Source organism: Streptomyces sp. NPDC052040, assembly GCF_044548405.1.
Taxonomy (GTDB): domain Bacteria; phylum Actinomycetota; class Actinomycetes; order Streptomycetales; family Streptomycetaceae; genus Streptomyces.
The window spans coordinates 271,592-288,306 of sequence record NZ_JBIUBV010000008.1 but is presented as its reverse complement, the minus strand read 5'-3'; the positions used below and the strand labels follow the sequence as shown (position 1 = coordinate 288,306).

Sequence of the window (16,715 nt, the reverse complement as noted above, 5' to 3'; positions counted from 1 at the left end):
CCCATATCAACATTCAGGTGACGGGTGGGGGGGAGCTGATCAGCCGTACTCGCGGAGCGCGGACACCAGCTGCCGCCCTTCGGGTGCACCCCGGCGCAGCAGCAGGACCGCCGTGGAGTGAAGCTCACTCCAGGAGTGCGGGCGGCCTACGGCCGAGGCGTCGGGGGCGGACGCCAGGGCCTCGGAGAGTGCCTGGGCAGGCTCCCCGGCTCCGGCGTAGGCATGAGCCAGGCAGGTGCGGTACCAGGTCTTGTCCCGCCGGTACTCGTCCGCAAGGGCGTGCAGCCCGACGGTGAGGTGACCGACGGCGCCCCGCCAGTCCTTGAGGTGCAGTGCGGACATGCCCCGCTGAAGCGTGAACCAGGTCTCGCCGTAGAAGTACATCCAGACCGGCTCGTCCTCGGGGTGCTCGGCCGCCCGGCCGATGAGCGACTGCGCCTCGTCCAGGAGGCGTTCGGCGTCGCCGCCGTCACCGTTGAGTACGTGCCCCCTGGCGGCCATCTGCGCAGCCATGCCCTGGACTCCGAGGGAAGTGCCGGGGGCCGACCAGCGCGCAGCTTCGGCCAGACGGACGGTACGGTCACCCCGGCCGCCCGACCACGCCATGTGCGCCTTCATGCTGAGGGTGGTCGCGGCCATGTCGGCGTCCCCGGCCTCCAGGGCCCATTCGTGACTCCGGTCGTACCAGGCGAGTGCGGCGGCCGGCCGCCCCTGGTCCTGCGCCATCCAGGCCAGGAACTGCGCGTGTTCGGAGGCCAGGCGCACGACCCGGTCGGCCAGTGGGCCCCGGGCCGATGCGTACAGGTCGACCACGGTGCGGAGTTGCTGCCGCATGATCTCCGCCAGCGGGCGGGAGCCGATCCGGTCCTCGGCGCGACGGTGCTCGGACAGCAGCCGGTCGAGCCAGTCCAGGGTCGGGGCGTCGACCCGGCATCCCGAACCGACCACACTCGTCACCCGGGTGAGAAGATCTTCGTCGGGCACCGGCCCGGAGAGCGCAAGCCCGGCGACCGGCGCCGCCGGAGCCTCGGCGCGGACGCGCACACGATCGGTGGGGATGTCCAGCCCGGCCACGATGCGCTGCCGGACCTCCAGGGATGTGACCCTGCGGTGGCCCCGCTCAATGGCGGAGATGTCGGGCTGAACGAGGCCGACCCGTTCCCCGAGGCGGGTCTGGCTGAGACCGGTCAGCGTCCGGTACACGCGCAGAACCGTTCCCCAGTCCTCGGCGGCGACAGCGGCGACGAGACGCGGGTGGGACCAGAGGTCGGGCGTCAACTCCCCCATGGACACAACGGTATAGGGCCGCACCATAGGGCGGTCCGATTGATGCCGGTGGTGCGTCGGCGCAAGGGTTGACGCACAGAGACCCCGGCGACGGTGCCAGCCGTCCCGGGGCGCGGCCGACGCTTCGAAGGAGCGACGACATGCGGCAACGTACGGGGCGGACCGGGCGGGTGACAGCAAGTGACCCCGTCCACCTCGGACTTCCTCCACTCGAACCGGTGCCGGTGGAGGGCTGCGATGTGTGTGGTGCGCTCGCCCGGCAGCGGGACGAGGCCTGGGGGCGGGGCAACCTGAGCAAGGTCAGCGACTGCAACGTGGAGATCCGCCGCCACAAGGGGGCGGGCCACGGTGACCCACGAGGAACATCTCGATGAGCGTGATGAGCACGCGGGCCTGGGGGGGAGGGGGGACGGGCGGCACCGGATGGTCGAGGAGCAGCGAGCCGGTCCTTCCGGTGCCTCCACTGTGCCGCACCTGCGGACCCGAGCGGCGCGGCACAGTGGGGAGCACGGCCCTCCCGGCTCAGCCGAGTTGGGGGTAGAGGGCGGCGACGCCGCCGGAGAGGCCTGCCTGGACCTGGTGGCTGAAGTCGTCGGCGACGATCTCGTGCGCCCCGGCGGCGATGCCGTCCACGGCCGCGCGGGCGACGTCCCGCGGGTCGATCTTGGGCGTGGTCACATGGCGTGCCATGTCGGTGTCCATGTAGCCGACGTGGAGTCCGGCGACGGTGATGCCCTTGGGGGCAAGCTCCTGGCGCAGTGCGTTGGTCATGCTCCACTCCGCGGACTTGGCGGCGGAGTAGGCGCCGATGGCGGGCAGGCTGACCCATGACAGGACGGAGAGGATGTTGAGGATCGATCCGCCGCCCTGTGCCTCGATCGCCGGGGCGAAGGCCCTGATCATGCGCAGGGTGCCCAGGTAGTGGGTGTCCAGCTCCAGGCGGATGTCGTCCCAGTCGCCCGTCAGCAGGTCCGCTCCGGTCGAGGTGCCCGCGTTGTTGATCAGGACGTTGACTTCGCGGCCCTGCTCGGCTGCGGCGGCGACGGAGTCGGGGTCGGTGATGTCGAGCCGGACCGTCTTCACTCCGGGCACGTCGATCTCCTCCGGCCGCCGGGCCGCGGCGTACACCGTGGCTCCGCGGGCGGCCAGCTCCTGGGCGAGAACCCGGCCGAGTCCGCGGTTGGCGCCGGTGACCAGGGCGGTTGCGGTGCTGATGTCCATTGATTCCTCCTCCCCGGGGAAGCCCCGGGCTGACTAATGATTACCGAAGTCAGCCAGGACGCTACCGCCTGGCTACGGGTTAGGCAAGTCAGGTTAGGGTGGACCCATGACCGATCTGCTGACGGAACGCGACGCCTGGTCCATGACCAACTGCACCATCGCCCGCGCCCTGGAGATCGTCGGCACCAGAACGGCGATGCTGATCATGCGCGAGGCGTTCTTCGGCACCCGCCGCTTCGACGACTTCGCCCGGCGCGTGGGCATCGGCGAGCCCGCCGCCGCCGCCCGCCTCAAGGAGCTGACCGCCGCCGGACTTCTGGAGCGCGTCCCCTATCAGGAGCCGGGCCAGCGGACCCGGTACGCCTACCAACTCACCCAGAAGGGCCGCGACTTCCTGCCGGTACTCATGGCGCTGCGCCAGTGGGGCGACACCTGGGCCTCGGACGAACAGGGCCCCCCGGTGGTCGTACGCCACAAGGAGTGCGGCGCCGCGGTGCACGCGGCGCTCCGCTGCGAGGACGGCCACGACGTGACGGACAGGGACTCCTTCGTCGACCGCGGCCCCGGCCTGATCCGGGCGGGCACGGACGACACCTGAGGTACGGGCACCTTCGGGGGCCGAGGACAGGGACAGGGGGAGGTGCGAGGTCGAGTCCCGGCGGGTCCAGCCAGGTCGAGTCAGTCAGGTCGGGTCGGGTCAAGGACAGTCCTGGTCCAGACCAAGCGTGAATTTGGTCTGGACCAGAGTGTTGACGTGCTCGCAACACTGCGAAGACCCTGGAGCGACTCCCCCCCTCCCCCACTGGAGACATACGGTGAGACGTCTTCGCACTTGCCTGGGCGCGGCCGCATTCGGTCTCGCCACGCTGGGCACGACGGCGCTGGTCGCGGGCCATGCGTCGGGGGCGGCCGGCGCGTTGAACAACCGCTGGTACGCCGCGGCCCCCTATCTGATGCCTCTGGACAACGACCCACCGGACCCGGCCGCCATCATGGACGCCACCGGCCTGAAGGCCTTCCAACTCGCCTTCATCCTGGCCCCCGACGGCGGTGGCTGCTCGCCCACCTGGGGCGGTACGGCACCCGTGTCGTCGGACACCGCCGTCCAGTCGAAGATCAGCACCATCCGCGCCAAGGGCGGTGACGTCTCGGTCTCCATCGGCGGGTACGGCGGCACCAAGCTCGGCCAGGCATGCCCGGACGCGGCCGCCACGGCGGCGGCGTACCAGCAGGTCATCACCAAGTACGGCCTGCACGCGATCGACTTCGACCTGGAGGAGCCGGAGTACGAGAACACGGCGGCGATCCAGAACGAGATCGGCGCCGCCAGGATGCTCCAGCAGAACAACCCCGGCCTCTATGTCTCCGTCACCACGGCCGGCACCGCGGACGGGACCGGCTGGTTCGGCAAGCAGATGCTCCTGGAGGCGAAGTCGCAGGGGTTCACCCCGAACAACTTCTCCATCATGCCGTTCGACGGCGGCTTCAACGGCGCCGCATCGCAGACCGCCGCGCTCACCAACTTCAACGCGATTCTCCAGTCCACCTTCGGCTGGGACCAGGCGACCGCCTACGCCCACGAGGGCTTCTCCGGGATGAACGGGCGCAGCGACACCGGTGAGATGTTCACCCAGGCCGATTTCCGGACGGTGCTGGACTACGCGACCAGCCACGCCATGGACCGCTTCACCTTCTGGGCCCTCAACCGCGACCGGCCGTGCACCCCCGTGGACAACGACGGCCGCACCTCGGGCACCTGCTCCAGCGTGGCGCAGAACGCGTGGGACTTCGCCAAGTTCTCGACGGAGTTCGCCGGTGCGACCCCGCCCGCCTCTCCCCCGACGCCGACACCGACTCCGACACCGCCGGGCACGGTCTGCAAGTCGGCCTGGAGTTCGACGGCGGTCTACACGGCGGGCAACGAGGTGTCCTACGGCGGGCACAACTGGAAGGCGAAGTGGTGGACCCAGAACGAGGTGCCCGGCGCGGCGTCCTGGGGCCCCTGGGAGGACGAGGGGGCCTGCTGACGCACGACGTGACAGTTGCAAGGGGTGGTTTACGGCGTGCAGTGTATGGCGCGCTTTGATTCATAGCGCGTCTGCAATTATTGTGTTCGCATGTAAGCGCCGCACGCAATCGTGCGGGGCGGGGGCCCCTCCCCTGCCCGCGCGATTCGCCGGGCGCCGAGACGATCACCTCCCGAACCACCCCTTGGAGCGATCCCCATGAGCACCACCGCCGTCACTCCGCTGACCACACAGGACGCCGAGGCCCTGGTCGCGACCGCCCGGCGCGCCGCCGAGGCCGCCGGAGTCACCGTCAGCGTCACCGTCCTCGATGCCGGGGGCCACCTCCTCGCCTTCCGTCGCGACGACCAGGCCGTACTGATCTCCGGGGAGACCAGCAACCGCAAGGCCTACACCGCGCTCCAGCTCAACGCACCCACCGCCGAACTGGTCGAGGCGGTCAAGCCGGGCGGCCCCTTCCACACGCTGCCCACCGCTCTGGACCGCCCGCTGCTCTTCATCGCGGGCGGCCTCCCCCTCCACCGCGAGGGGCGGCTCATCGGCGCGATCGGCGTGGGCGGTGGCGCCCCCGAGCAGGACCACACCTTCGCCACGGCGGCCGTCGAGTCTCTCGCCTGATCCCTCGCCTGATTCAGGCAGCGCCGTGGCCGTCGGGCCATGACATGCGCGGAGCGCGGGCAGAGTCGCCTCTGCCCGGGCCCCGCGCATCAGGCCGTCCGGCTGTTTTTTCAGGCCTTCAGTGAGCGCCCGGCGATCAGCAAAGCGAGGCGGCGCGGTGCGAGCGCGGCTGCCACTGTCGAGACATGGTTGGACAGCCCCACGACCATGCTGGGCGGAGTACTGCCGCGCTCCAGGGCACGGCGGGCCGCGGTCACCACGCCGTTGGCCGTGGCGACCCGCCCCACCATCGCGTCACGGCTGCCGACCACATCGAAGAACTCCGTACTGACCGGTCCGGGCGACACGGCGAGCACCCGCAGCGAGGACCCGCGGGTCTCGTAGGCGAGGGCCTCCGTCAGCTGGAGGACGAACGCCTTGGTGGCGCCGTAGACCGCCATCGCGGGGGTGGGCTGGTAGCCGGCGACGCTCGCCACCGTCACCAGGGCGCCCCGGCCGTCGGCCACCAGATCGGGCAGAAAGATGCGGGAAAGGTCGGCGACCGCCCCGACGTTGAGCTGGATCATGCGGGAGATCTCGTCCGGATCCTGGTCCAGGAACGCCCCGTGGCTTCCGAAGCCCGCGTTGTTGATCAGCGTCTGCACGGTGATACCGCGGGCGTCGAGGTCCGCCCGCAGGGCCGCCGCGGCGCCCGGCCGCGCGAGGTCCGCCTCGACGGGCACGGCGGTGATGCCGTGCGTCTTCTCCAGTTCGGTGGCGAGTTCCTGGAGCCGCTCGACGCGACGGGCGACGAGGACCACGTCGGCACCCCGCTCGGCCCACTGGCGGGCGAACTCCTCGCCCAGGCCGGAGCTGGCTCCGGTGATCAGGGCGGTCGTCCCCCGGTAGGACATTCTGGACATTGTCTGGTGCTCCACTTCCTTGCCACGGCATGCGGGACAATCAATGTAGGCAACCTAAAACATTGTAGTCAACCGCCAACATTGATCCGTCTACCTCGAGGAGAGAGCGCCGTGCCCGAAGGCTCCTACCATCACGGCAATCTGCGAGCGGCCCTGCTGGAGCGGGCCGAGGCCGTGCTGACCGAGACCGGAGCCGTCGGGCTCTCCCTGCGCGGTCTCGCCCGCGACCTCGGCGTCAGCCATGCCGCGCCGACCCGTCACTTCCGCGACCGCCAGGCCGTACTGGACGCACTGGTGGTCAGCGGCTTCATCGAACTCAACCAGCGGCTCCAGGAGGCCGCGGACGGCCCCGGGGCGGTCGAGGTGCGGCTGACCGCACTCGGCCGCGCCTATCTGGCCTTCGCCGTCGAGCGCTCCGCCCTGCTCCAGCTGATGTTCACCGCGAAGCACGCCGAGCAGTCCACCCAGGAGCTGCGGGACCTCGGGCACCAGTCCCTGGAGATCGCCGCCCGGCTGGTGGCCGAGGCGCAGGACGGCGGTGTCCTGCGGTCCGGTGACCCCGTCCGCCTGGCCCAGGTCGCGTTCTCCACCGTGCACGGGCTGGCCACCCTGGCCGTGGGCGGGCTGCTCGACGACACCCCGCTGGAGGAGGCCGCCGAACTCGCCCTCCAGGTGCTGCTGGCCGGGCTGCGGGCCACACCACAGACCACAGCGCAGGCAACACCGTAGGCAATACCGGTAGGCAACACCGGTAGGCATCGGACCGGTCCGCGGCCCCATCGGTCATCAGGACCGGGCCGTGGCCCGCTCCGGTCAGACCAGTCGCCGGATGTCACCGCGGACCCGGTAGAAGCCGCCCGCCGCCGCGTGCAGGGCGTCCACGACGTAGCGCGCCCCCGGCTCGCGTATCGCGCGCGGGAACTGGACGTTCCAGGAGGGCTCAAAGCCCTCGGACACCACATGCACCCGTACCCGCCCCCGGTCCTGGATGCACTCCACGACGACCGACCCGGCGGGAACCTGGACCACGGTGTCCACCGCGGCCACGGCCGTGGCGGGGGCGTAGGTGGGGAGGGCGGCGGCCAGCTTCACATCGCGTGCCACCGGCACCGTGCCCTGCTGCGCCGCGGAGATGGCCGCCTCGGTCGCGTCCACGCACACCAGCGAGCCGTCCGTGGTCACCAGGTAGAGCCGCTCGTCGCGGTACTGCATCGACAGCGCCGAGCCGCCGCCCGTGCCGAGCTTCCACAGCCGGGTGCCGTCCCGGTCGAAGCAGTAGACGGACGACGCCGCGTCACCGGCGAAGACGAACCGTCCGCCGGGCGAGGTGGCGCACGAGTACACCGCGCTGTCGCAGGCGTAGGTGGCCTCGATGGCACCCGTCGCCTTGGACAGGCGCTGGACCACGCGGTGCGCCGTTCCCGCGTAGACGGTGTCGTCCTCCTGCCAGCCGAACAGGACGCCGCCACGGGTGGGCGTGTGCCACAGCTCGCCGCCGCCGTCGGGCGCGTAGGCGGTGACGCCCCGCTGGTGGCCGTGGTAGACAGCCTGGTCGTCGGCGCGGACCATCCAGGCGTGCTCGCCCTGGCTGCGGCGGGACCACTGGTGCTCGTCCTCGTGGTCGATGACGGTCAACCGGCCCGCGCGGTCGGAGACATTGAGGATGCCCTCGTGGATGTCCAGCCAGAAGATGTCGACGTCGGCGGCGATGTCGTACGCGGCGAACGGCAGCTTCGAGGAGAGGTCGTAGACCCGGCCGTCGTCGCAGCCCGCGTAGATCCAGAAGTCGTCGGCGACCAGGCACTTCACACCGTCCGGCAGGCTGAACCGGGCGAGCACGCCGCCCTCGTGGTCCAGGGTGTAGACGTCGCCCGCCTGGTTTCCCACCCAGCAGCGGTCGCCGTCGACATGGATGCCGAAGGCCGAGGAGCCCGTGCGGAACCGCCACAGCACGGGGGCGACGGCACCGGCGGTGGAGGGGGCCGAGGTCACCTGGCGGCGGGTCACCGGGCGCGGGGCGCGCTGTCCGGCGACCGCGGGGGCGTACCCCTTGCGGACCTTCTCCCCCACCTTCTTGGCCGCCGCGGCCCGCGCCTTCTCGACGGTGGCGAAGGTGGTCGTCTGGGTCTGCCCCGCGGCCCCGATGCGTCCGTACCGCACCGTCACCACCTGGCCGTCCACGGCCACTTCGTAGAACTTGTGGGCGCCACCGCCGTCCTGCGACAGCTCCAGATACGTCGTCGACACCGCGGACCCCGCAGACATGACACGCCCCTCCCCAGGACGGACCGCCGGCCCCTCCGGCCGGTCCACTTGATCAAACCGTAGGGCGAGCCACTGACAATCGGCCGTGCCTGCCGGGCGGGCGGCCCCCCAAGGCGTCGCGGTGCCGTCGCGGACTTCCGCGCGCATGCCCTGTGACCTGGGACGGAGCCCGGAGAGGTGCCGGGCGGAAGCGCCGGACGATTCCCTGCCCCGAGGCCGCGTGGGCGCACCTTTTGCGGTGTCCGAGGGGGCCCGCAGGACAAAGACCTGCGATTTGGAGCGGTGTCGCGCCATGGCCGACCATGGGCCGCGCCCCGGCGATCCCGGGCACCTGTTCGAGAGAGGCAGCACCACCCTATGCACAGCACCGGAACCGTCCCGCAGTCGGCTCCGGCCCCGCAGGCGACCACCGCGGCCCCCGCCCCCGACGGGAGTCCCGCCGGGAACACCCGGCACTCCCGCCGCTTCGGCCTCCCCGTCGCCACGGCCCTGGTCATGGGCAACATCATCGGCGGCGGCATCTTCCTGCTCCCGGCCTCCGTCGCCCCGTACGGCACGATCAGCCTGGTCGCCTTCGGTGTCCTGACCGTCGGCGCCATCGCCCTCGCCCTGGTCTTCGGGCGGCTCGCCGAGCGGGACCCGCGCACCGGCGGGCCCTATGTCTACGCCCGCGAGGCCTTCGGCGACTTCGCCGGGTTCCTCGCCGCCTGGGCGTACTGGATCACCACCTGGGTGTCCAACGCCGCCCTCGCGGTGGCCGCCGTCGGCTATCTCGACGTGCTGGTCCCGGTCAACGGCCACCGCTGGACCGCGTGCCTGGCCGCCCTCACCCTCCAATGGCTGCCCGCCCTGGCCAACTTCGCGGGCACCCGCTACGTGGGCGCCGTGCAACTCGTCTCCACGGTGCTGAAGTTCGTGCCGCTGCTGCTGGTCGCGGTCGGCGGGCTGTTCTTCTTCGACCCGCACAACCTCGGCCCGTTCCACGAGGGCGGCGGGAGCGCCATCGGGGCGGTCTCCGCCTCCGCCGCGGTCCTGCTCTTCTCCTACCTGGGCGTGGAGTCCGCGGCCGTCAGCGCGGGCGAGGTCAGGAACGCCCGGCGCAATGTGGGGCGCGCCACCGTCATCGGCACCACGGGTGCCGCGCTGGTCTATCTGCTGGGCACGCTCAGCGTGTTCGGCACGGTCGCGCACGACCGGCTGGTCCACTCCACCGCGCCCTTCTCGGATGCCGTGAACGCCATGTTCGGCGGTTCCTGGGGCGGCTGGGCCGTCGCGCTCGCCGCGCTGGTCTCGATGACCGGCTGCCTCAACGGCTGGACCCTGCTGAGCGCCCAGACCCCGTACGCCGCCGCCCAGGACGGACTGTTCCCGGCCGTCTTCGGGCGCAAGCGGCGCGGTGTTCCCACCGTCGGCGTCGGGGTCACCGTGGTCCTCGCCTCGCTGCTGACCGTCTCCACCTACACCTCGGGCTCGGGCAAGGTCTTCGAGACCCTGGTCCTGGTCACCACCTTCACCGCGACCGTGCCCTATCTGCTGGCCACCGCCGCCCAGGTGTTCCACCTGGTCTCCGGCCGCCGGGAGCAGGTCGACCGGGTGCGCCTGGTGCGGGACGCCGTGGTCACGGCGATCGCGGCGGCCTTCACCCTGTGGCTCGTCGCGGGCGCCGGGTACGCGGCGGTGTACCAGGGAGTGCTGTTCCTGTTCGCCGGGATCATCGTCTACGCCGTGATGGCCGGGCGCCGCCCCAAGGCGGCCTGATTCCGGACCCGGCCCACCGCGGGGCGTCCGGCGGTGGGCCGGGTCCGGCGCCGGACTCCCCGCACCCATGCCCCCGGCCCGCCCGGGGCGCCGGCCCGCCCGAGGTGCCGCCTCACCCGTGCGCCTGCTCACCCCGGGCACCGGCAGGAAACGTACGAATGGCCGAGAACATCACCCCTCATGCATAGGGGCCCCAGGCGCTCCGTTCGGTCCCTCAGGTCTCGTATGCGCCAATAACGCCCGGCCGCACCATCGCGTCGTCCGGGGCCCCGCGCCGCCCCCGGTGCCGGACCGCACCGCCCGTGCCGTGCGCATATACGGTCGGCACAGTGCGGTCACAGGTTCGCCGCACCGCCTTCACACAAGGCGCACTTCCGGCCGCCCCGCCCCTCGGACCCGGACGGTGGGGCAGACGGTGCGCTCGCCCAGTGCCTAGCCTCCCGGGCCATGCGATCACCTCTGAAGAGACACCTCGGCCTCGCCGCCGTCCTCGCCGTCGTCCTCGCCCTCTTCGGCCTCGCCCCCAGCGCGAGCGCGGACCCCGCACCGGCCGCGCTGACGTTCACCACCGACAGCAGCACCACCACCCCGGGTGGGACGGTGAACCTGTCGATGACGATCACCAACAACAAGACCTACGACGTCTGGTTCGTCTACCAGACCATCAGCCCGACCTGGCTGACCACGCAGCGCCCAGACCTGAAGTACAGCTTCACCGGCTGCGCCCTGGCCACGGCCGCGGGCAGCACCCCCTGTTCCGGCACCGGCCCGTCCAACCTCGGCACCAACTACGGCGCCACCATCCCGCCCGGCCAGAGCCGCACCGTCACCCTGACGCTGAAGGTCGCCGCCGACTCCGGCTGCAACGGCAACATCGGCTTCTACTCGTACTACTACGCCGAGTTCAGCGACAGCTCCAACACCAACGGTGGCCCGGTCTACACGCCCGAGACGCGGATCCTCTGCTCCTGACGGCCGTCCGGCACCGCGGTGGGTGACCTGAATCAGCCTGCCACCGGGCACCCACCGCGGCCCGGATCTCCGGCACCCCGGCCGGCGGACCACTCGGTCCGCCGGTGCGCCGTTCAGGGCCCGGACCAGCGGCCGGACTCCCGTGGTGCGGCGCGGATCCCCGCACCACGGCAGTCATACGGGTCAATTCCCTTTCCACGATGCCCAGTTGGACACCTTCGCTTTTCCGTCATGTTTCGCAACAGGACCACGAAAGCTACACAGGGCCATCACCATGTAACGCGACGAAAGCGTCGACAGCCGGCTTCTGAGGGGGCGCCGGGGTCACGCCAGGGGGTGCGTCCGCTCCACGGGAGCTGTGGTCGCCCCTGCCCGGGGAGGGGACTTCACCGCATGAAGCGGATCACACGCACCAGCACGCTGACCGTGGGCGCACTCATTGCCGCACTGGCGCTGCCGGCCGGCGCGGCCCACGCCGACACCACCGCACCCCGCATCGATCTGCGGGTCCTCCTGGTGAGTGACGGCGGACCGTCCACCGAGGCCATCGCGGCCGAACTGGACGACGCGGGAACGCCGTACACGGAGATCGACCTCAGCAGATCCGACCGGCCCACCATCAACGCGGCCTTCCTCGCCGACACGGTGGGCGGACGGCCCCGCGCCAAGTTCCAGGCCGTCGTCCTGCCCAACGACAACCCTTTCGCCGCGGGCTCCGCCGAGATGGCGGCCCTCGCGGCCTATGAGCAGACGTACGCGATCCCGCAGGTGGACGCCTACACCTACGCGCGCCCCGAGGCCGGTCTCCAGTACCCGGTCGCCGGTGGCTACTCCGGCAGCCTCGACGGGGTCCAGGCCCAGGTGACCGCGGCCGGCAAGGCGGGGCCCTTCGGCTACCTCGAAGGGGCCGTGCCCTTCGAGGACAACTCCCCGACGGTGCCCGAGAGTTACGCGTATCTGTCGACCCCCGCCGCGGGCGCCGACTTCACCCCGTACGTCGACGCGCCCATCCCGGGCACGGCCAAGCGGGGATCGCTGGTGGGCGAGTACCGGCACGACGGGCGGCGCGAACTGGTCGTGACCTTCGTCTACAACCAGTACCAGGAGCAGTTCCGGCTGCTGGCCCGGGGCATTGTCGAGTGGATGACCGGCGGCGTGCACCTCGGGGCCTCGCGGAACTACTTCGCCGTGCACGTCGACGACGTCTTCGCCGCCGACGACCGCTGGGACACCCAGCTCAACTGCACACCGGGCGACGTCGACTGCACCAATGACTCGGGCACCCCGAACCCGATCCGGATGACCTCCGCGGACGTCGACTACGCGACCGCCTGGCAGAACAGCCACCACTTCACCTTCGACCTGGTCTTCAACGGTTCGGGCAGCGTCGACCAGCGCGAGGACAACAACGGCGTGGACCAGCTCGCCGACAAGCTGGTCGCCGACCGCAACCAGTTCCGCTGGGTCAACCACACCTATACGCACGCCTTCCTCGGCTGCGAGCAGGACACCACCGTGGTGCCCTGGAAGTGCACCACGAACCCGGACGGCAGCACCAAGTGGGTGAGCCGCAACACCATCTCCGACGAGATCGCCAACAACCGCGCATGGGCGCTGGCCTCCGGACTGCCTCTCGACTCCAGCGAGCTGGTCACCGGTGAGCACTCGGGCCTGAAGGTGCTGCCGCAGCAGCCGGACGACAACCCCAACCTGGCCCCCGCCCTCGCCGACAACGGGGTGACCTGGCTCGCCTCGGACAGCTCCCGCGACCCCGGTCAGCGCCGGGTGGGCGGTGCCATGACGGTCCCCCGCTACCCGATGAACGTCTTCTACAACGCGGGCCACGCGGCCGAGGAGGTCGACGAGTACAACTGGCTGTACACCAGCCGCGCCCAGGGCGGCAGCGGGGTCTGCGAGGACAACCCGGCGACCACCACCTGCCTGCCCGCACCACTGGACACCTCGACCGGCTACACCGGCTACATCGTCCCGCTGGAGACCCGGATCGCCCTCGGCCATGTGCTCTCCAACGACCCGAAGCCGCACTTCATCCACCAGTCCAACCTCTCCGAGGACCGTATCGCCTACCCGGTGCTGAACGGTGTCCTCGACGGCTACAACGCCCTGTTCGCGGACAACACCCCCGTGGTGAACCTGCGGATGAAGGACATCGGCACCGAACTCCAGCGCCGCGCCGCCTGGCAGGCCGCGCTGAACGCCGGGCAGGTCACCGCCTACCGCATCGGCAGCACGGTGACCATCCAGGCACCGGCCGGTGTGGCGTCCAGCGCCACCCTTCCCACGGGCACCCGGCTCATGGGTCTCACCTTCGGCACGCCCTACGCGGGTGAGATGTCCGGCTGGACGCCCTCGATCGGCCTCCCGCTCGTCCTCACCCTGCCGGAGACCGCCACCAAGGCTCCGGCCGCCCACGCCGCCCACCCGGCTCCGGCCACCCGGCCGGCCCCCGCCGTCCGCGTTCCGGCGGGCGTGAAGCAGACCGCCTCTCCCACAGGCCACTGAACGGCGCACCGACCGAAGGTCCCGGCCGCCCGTCGGCGGCCGGGACGGCACGACCACTCACACCTCGGCCGTGGAGCCCATCGATGCACGTTCACCACGGCGCCCGTAGCCCCCGGGCGACGCGCGTCACCCTGCTCACCGAAGGCACCTACCCGCACAGCCACGGCGGTGTCAGCGTCTGGTGCGACCAGCTCGTCCAGGGCATGCCCGACATCGACTTCGACGTCGTGGCCGTCACCGGCACCGGACGCGAACCCGTCGTCTGGGACCTGCCCGCACAGGTCGCGAGCGTCCGCTCGGTCCCGATGTGGGGCGCCCCGCCCGAGGGCCGTCCGCCGCACGGCCGCGCCCGCAACCGGCTGGCCGCCGCGTACGAGCGCTTTCTGACCGCACTGCTCGACCCCTGCGCCGAGGACGGATTCGCCCCGGCTCTCTACGAGATGGCGCGGGCCGCGGGGGACGGGTCGCTCAGCCCGTTCCTGCGCGGCGACCGGGCGATCGCGATCCTCACCGCGGTGTGGAACCGCCCGGGTCTCGCGGTGCGCGAGGCCCGCCCCACCCTGCACGACGCACTCACCGCCACCGCACTGCTGGAGCACGCCCTGCGCCCGCTGGCCGCGCCGCCGCCGAGGCAGGGGGTCGCGCACGCGGTCAGCGGCGGTGTCGCGGTCCTGCCGGGGCTGGCCGGGCTCGAACGGTACGACGTTCCGCTGCTGTTGACCGAGCACGGGGTCTACTTGCGCGAACGCTACCTCGGCTACCGCACCGCCCCCTACCGCTGGCCGGTCAAGGCGGTCGTCCTCGGCTTCTTCCGGCTGCTGGCGGAGGAGAGCTACCGCCGGGCGGCCCTGATCACTCCGGGCAACCGCTACAACCGGCTGTGGGAGGAACAGGGCGGTGCCGCCCCGGAGTCCATCCGCACCGTGTACAACGGCGTCGACCCCGCGGCCTTCCCGCCTGCCGGGCCCGAACCGGAGGTGCCCACCCTGAGCTGGGCGGGCCGGGTCGACCCCATCAAGGACCTGGAGACCCTGATCCGCGCCTTCGCCCTGGTCCGGGAGCGGCTGCCCGACGCGCGACTGCGGCTGTTCGGCGGGACGCCCCGGGGCGGGGAGGCGTACCGGGAGCGGTGCGAGGCGCTGGCCGCCGAACTCGGGCATGCGGACGCGGTCACCTTCGAGGGCCGGGTCGACGACATCAGGGACGCCTACGCGGCGGGCAATGTGGTGATGCTCTCCAGCATCAGCGAAGGCTTTCCGTTCACCCTGATCGAGGCCATGTCCTGCGGCCGGGCGACCGTCTCCACGGATGTCGGCGGGGTGCGGGAGGCCGTCGGCGACACCGGACTTGTCGTGCCGCCTCGCGATCCCGCCGCCATGGCCGCAGCCGCGCTGGAACTGCTGGGCGACGCCGGGCGCCGGGGGGCGATGGGAGAGGCGGCGCGGCTGCGGGTGATCGAGCAGTTCACCCTGCGCCAGACCATCGACACCTTCCGCTCCATCTACCTGGAGCTGCCGTTGCTCGCCCGGACTTCCCCCGCCGCACCGCCCGTCGCGCCGTCGGCGGGCGGGCGGCCCCGGTCGGCCGGGGTGCCGCGCGCACCCGTGCCGCCCGGTGCTCCGGGGGTTCCCGCGGGGCCGGGTCCGGACGGCGCTGCGGCCCCGGCGGCCTCCGGAGCGGGGAGTCTGGCCGGATGAGCGGGCCGATGGCGCTCGAACCGGGCGGTGCGGAACGGGACACGCTGGCCCTGCGGCTGGCCGGGACCGAGCGGCGCGCGCCGCGGCCCCGGGCGGACGACAGCACCCTCGCGCTGCGGCTGCCGGGGCGCGGCCCCGACGAGGGTGCCGTCAGCGTGCTCGCCGCCGAACTGGCCGACCGCGTCGGTCCCGCGGTCCATCCCTACGAGGTGGCCGCGCTGCTGGAGGCGGAGGGCCTGTCCGCCGAGGTGATCAGGCAGCGCTACGGGCACCCCGATCTGTTCTCCCTCGCGGCCGCCCTCTACGAGCGGGTGCCCCGGGTCTTCCCCGAGCCCGCCCCGGCGGCCGACCCCTGGCGCCCCGACACGGTGCGGTGCCTGCTGCGGGGTGTGCTGTTCGCCCTGCCGGGACTGGCCTATCTGCTGACCGGGCCGGTGTGGCACCCCGGTCGGCATGCCGCCGTGCTCGTCGTGGCCGGACTCGCCTCCTGGGCCTGGGGGCAGGCGCTCGGGCACCGCGCCCATCTGCGGATGGCGACCGGCCGCCGGGAGGCCGGGCGGACGCTCCTGGCCGGTGCGCCCCTGGGGGCGGCGCTGGCCACCGCGCTGGCCGCGGTGCCCGCCGGGGGCGGCCCGGTGACCCTGGCGGCGGCCGCACAGTCGCTCTATCTCGCGGCGGCGGGCGTGCTGCTGGTGCTGGGCCGGGAGCGGCTGCTGCTGGCCGCGCTGTCCCCGCTGGCCGCAGGTGCCGCCGTACTGCCCTGGTGGGAGCCGGGGAGGGCGCTGCGGATCGGGCTGCCGCTGCTGGCGCTGGCCGCGACACTCGCCGCCGCCGGTTGCGCTCTTCGGCAGATTCTCGCCGTCCCGGCGGCGGCCGGCGGCAGCAGGCCGGGGCTCGGGGTGTCCGTGCCGTACGGCCTGTTCGGGCTGGCCGCGGGAACACTGGTGCTGCTGGAGGGGCAGCGGGAGCCGTATGCCGTGATCGTGCTGACGGTGAGCATGGGCCCGGCGGAATGGCTGCTCTACCGCTACCGGGGGCTGTCGGTGTCCGCGCTGCGCGCCACCGCGACACCCGCCGGATTCCTGGTGCGGTCGGCGGGTGTGCTCGCCGGCTGTCTGCTCGTCTACGTCCTGCCCCTGCTGCCCGCCGCGCTGCTCACCGGTGCCGCCCCGGGCACCCTGCTGCCGCTCGCGGCCGCGCTGTGGACGGCGCTGCTGCTCCAGGCGTTCGGTGCGGCCTGGCCGTCGGCGGTGATCTGCCTCGCCGCCGCGGTGGGCGCCGGGGCGGTCACCCTGCTGCGTCTGCCACCGGGCGCGGTGATGCTGCCGCTGTGCTGCGGCGCGGCCGCGCTGTGTCTGGCGGCGTGCACGCTGCGCCTGCTCGGACGGCCCGCCCCGCACGCCTGATGGACCGGCCCGGGCACGCCGCAGCCGGGCCGCGCCGCG

The 16,715-nt window shown here is 72.2% G+C and carries 13 protein-coding genes; 9 read left to right on the top strand and 4 right to left on the bottom strand.

Features of this window, described 5'->3' with window-relative positions:
• Positions 1-39: 39 nt before the first annotated feature.
• On the bottom strand, positions 40-1,287 hold the full coding sequence (locus tag ACIHAA_RS18985) for an XRE family transcriptional regulator (RefSeq protein ID WP_399818504.1): 1,248 nt from the start codon (positions 1,285-1,287) through the stop codon (positions 40-42).
• A 522-nt stretch (positions 1,288-1,809) separates the two neighbouring features.
• Entirely contained in the window at positions 1,810-2,508 is a 699-nt protein-coding gene (locus ACIHAA_RS18980; protein ID WP_399818502.1) for an SDR family oxidoreductase, read from the bottom strand.
• 106 nt (positions 2,509-2,614) lie between these two features.
• Between ACIHAA_RS18980 and ACIHAA_RS18975 the strand changes: the two genes are divergently transcribed.
• From ACIHAA_RS18975 to ACIHAA_RS18965, 3 genes are all read left to right on the top strand, one after another.
• Complete coding sequence (locus ACIHAA_RS18975; protein WP_399818500.1) at positions 2,615-3,106, top strand: winged helix-turn-helix transcriptional regulator; 492 nt, start codon at positions 2,615-2,617, stop codon at positions 3,104-3,106.
• Between the two features lie 217 nt (positions 3,107-3,323).
• The gene (locus ACIHAA_RS18970; protein ID WP_399818497.1) at positions 3,324-4,535 is read left to right on the top strand and encodes a carbohydrate-binding protein; all 1,212 of its coding nucleotides are present in this window, start codon (positions 3,324-3,326) and stop codon (positions 4,533-4,535) included.
• A gap of 198 nt (positions 4,536-4,733) precedes the next feature.
• Positions 4,734-5,153, top strand: coding sequence for a heme-binding protein (locus ACIHAA_RS18965; protein WP_399818495.1), 420 nt, complete (start codon positions 4,734-4,736; stop codon positions 5,151-5,153).
• A 110-nt stretch (positions 5,154-5,263) separates the two neighbouring features.
• Here ACIHAA_RS18965 and ACIHAA_RS18960 read toward each other — a convergent pair whose 3' ends face one another.
• Entirely contained in the window at positions 5,264-6,055 is a 792-nt protein-coding gene (locus ACIHAA_RS18960) for an SDR family NAD(P)-dependent oxidoreductase (protein WP_399818491.1), read from the bottom strand.
• 111 nt (positions 6,056-6,166) lie between these two features.
• Between ACIHAA_RS18960 and ACIHAA_RS18955 the strand changes: the two genes are divergently transcribed.
• Positions 6,167-6,784 (top strand): TetR/AcrR family transcriptional regulator, encoded by a 618-nt coding sequence (locus tag ACIHAA_RS18955; RefSeq protein ID WP_399818490.1) that lies wholly within the window; start codon positions 6,167-6,169, stop codon positions 6,782-6,784.
• Positions 6,785-6,868: 84 nt separating this feature from the next.
• On the opposite strand, the gene ACIHAA_RS18950 is transcribed toward ACIHAA_RS18955, so the two are convergent.
• Positions 6,869-8,320: a WGR domain-containing protein gene (locus ACIHAA_RS18950; protein ID WP_399818488.1), complete on the bottom strand. Its 1,452-nt coding sequence runs from the start codon at positions 8,318-8,320 to the stop codon at positions 6,869-6,871.
• A gap of 357 nt (positions 8,321-8,677) precedes the next feature.
• Here ACIHAA_RS18950 and ACIHAA_RS18945 point away from each other — a divergent pair, with 357 nt between their 5' ends.
• The 5 genes from ACIHAA_RS18945 (at position 8,678) to ACIHAA_RS18925 (ending at position 16,676) form a co-directional block, all read left to right on the top strand.
• A complete protein-coding gene (locus ACIHAA_RS18945) occupies positions 8,678-10,078 on the top strand; it encodes an amino acid permease (RefSeq protein ID WP_399818486.1) in 1,401 nt (466 codons plus the stop codon).
• Between the two features lie 447 nt (positions 10,079-10,525).
• Positions 10,526-11,050, top strand: a complete 525-nt coding sequence (locus ACIHAA_RS18940; RefSeq protein ID WP_399818483.1) for a hypothetical protein — start codon at positions 10,526-10,528, stop codon at positions 11,048-11,050.
• Positions 11,051-11,443: 393 nt separating this feature from the next.
• Positions 11,444-13,573: a hypothetical protein gene (locus ACIHAA_RS18935; RefSeq protein ID WP_399818482.1), complete on the top strand. Its 2,130-nt coding sequence runs from the start codon at positions 11,444-11,446 to the stop codon at positions 13,571-13,573.
• 83 nt (positions 13,574-13,656) lie between these two features.
• A complete protein-coding gene (gene pelF, locus ACIHAA_RS18930; protein ID WP_399818480.1) occupies positions 13,657-15,270 on the top strand; it encodes a GT4 family glycosyltransferase PelF in 1,614 nt (537 codons plus the stop codon).
• Positions 15,267-16,676 carry a hypothetical protein gene (locus ACIHAA_RS18925; RefSeq protein ID WP_399818478.1) on the top strand — a complete coding sequence of 470 codons (1,410 nt, stop codon included), beginning with the start codon at positions 15,267-15,269 and terminating at the stop codon, positions 16,674-16,676. The genes pelF and ACIHAA_RS18925 overlap by 4 nt, the downstream gene beginning before the upstream one ends.
• The last annotated feature ends 39 nt before the right edge of the window (positions 16,677-16,715 follow it).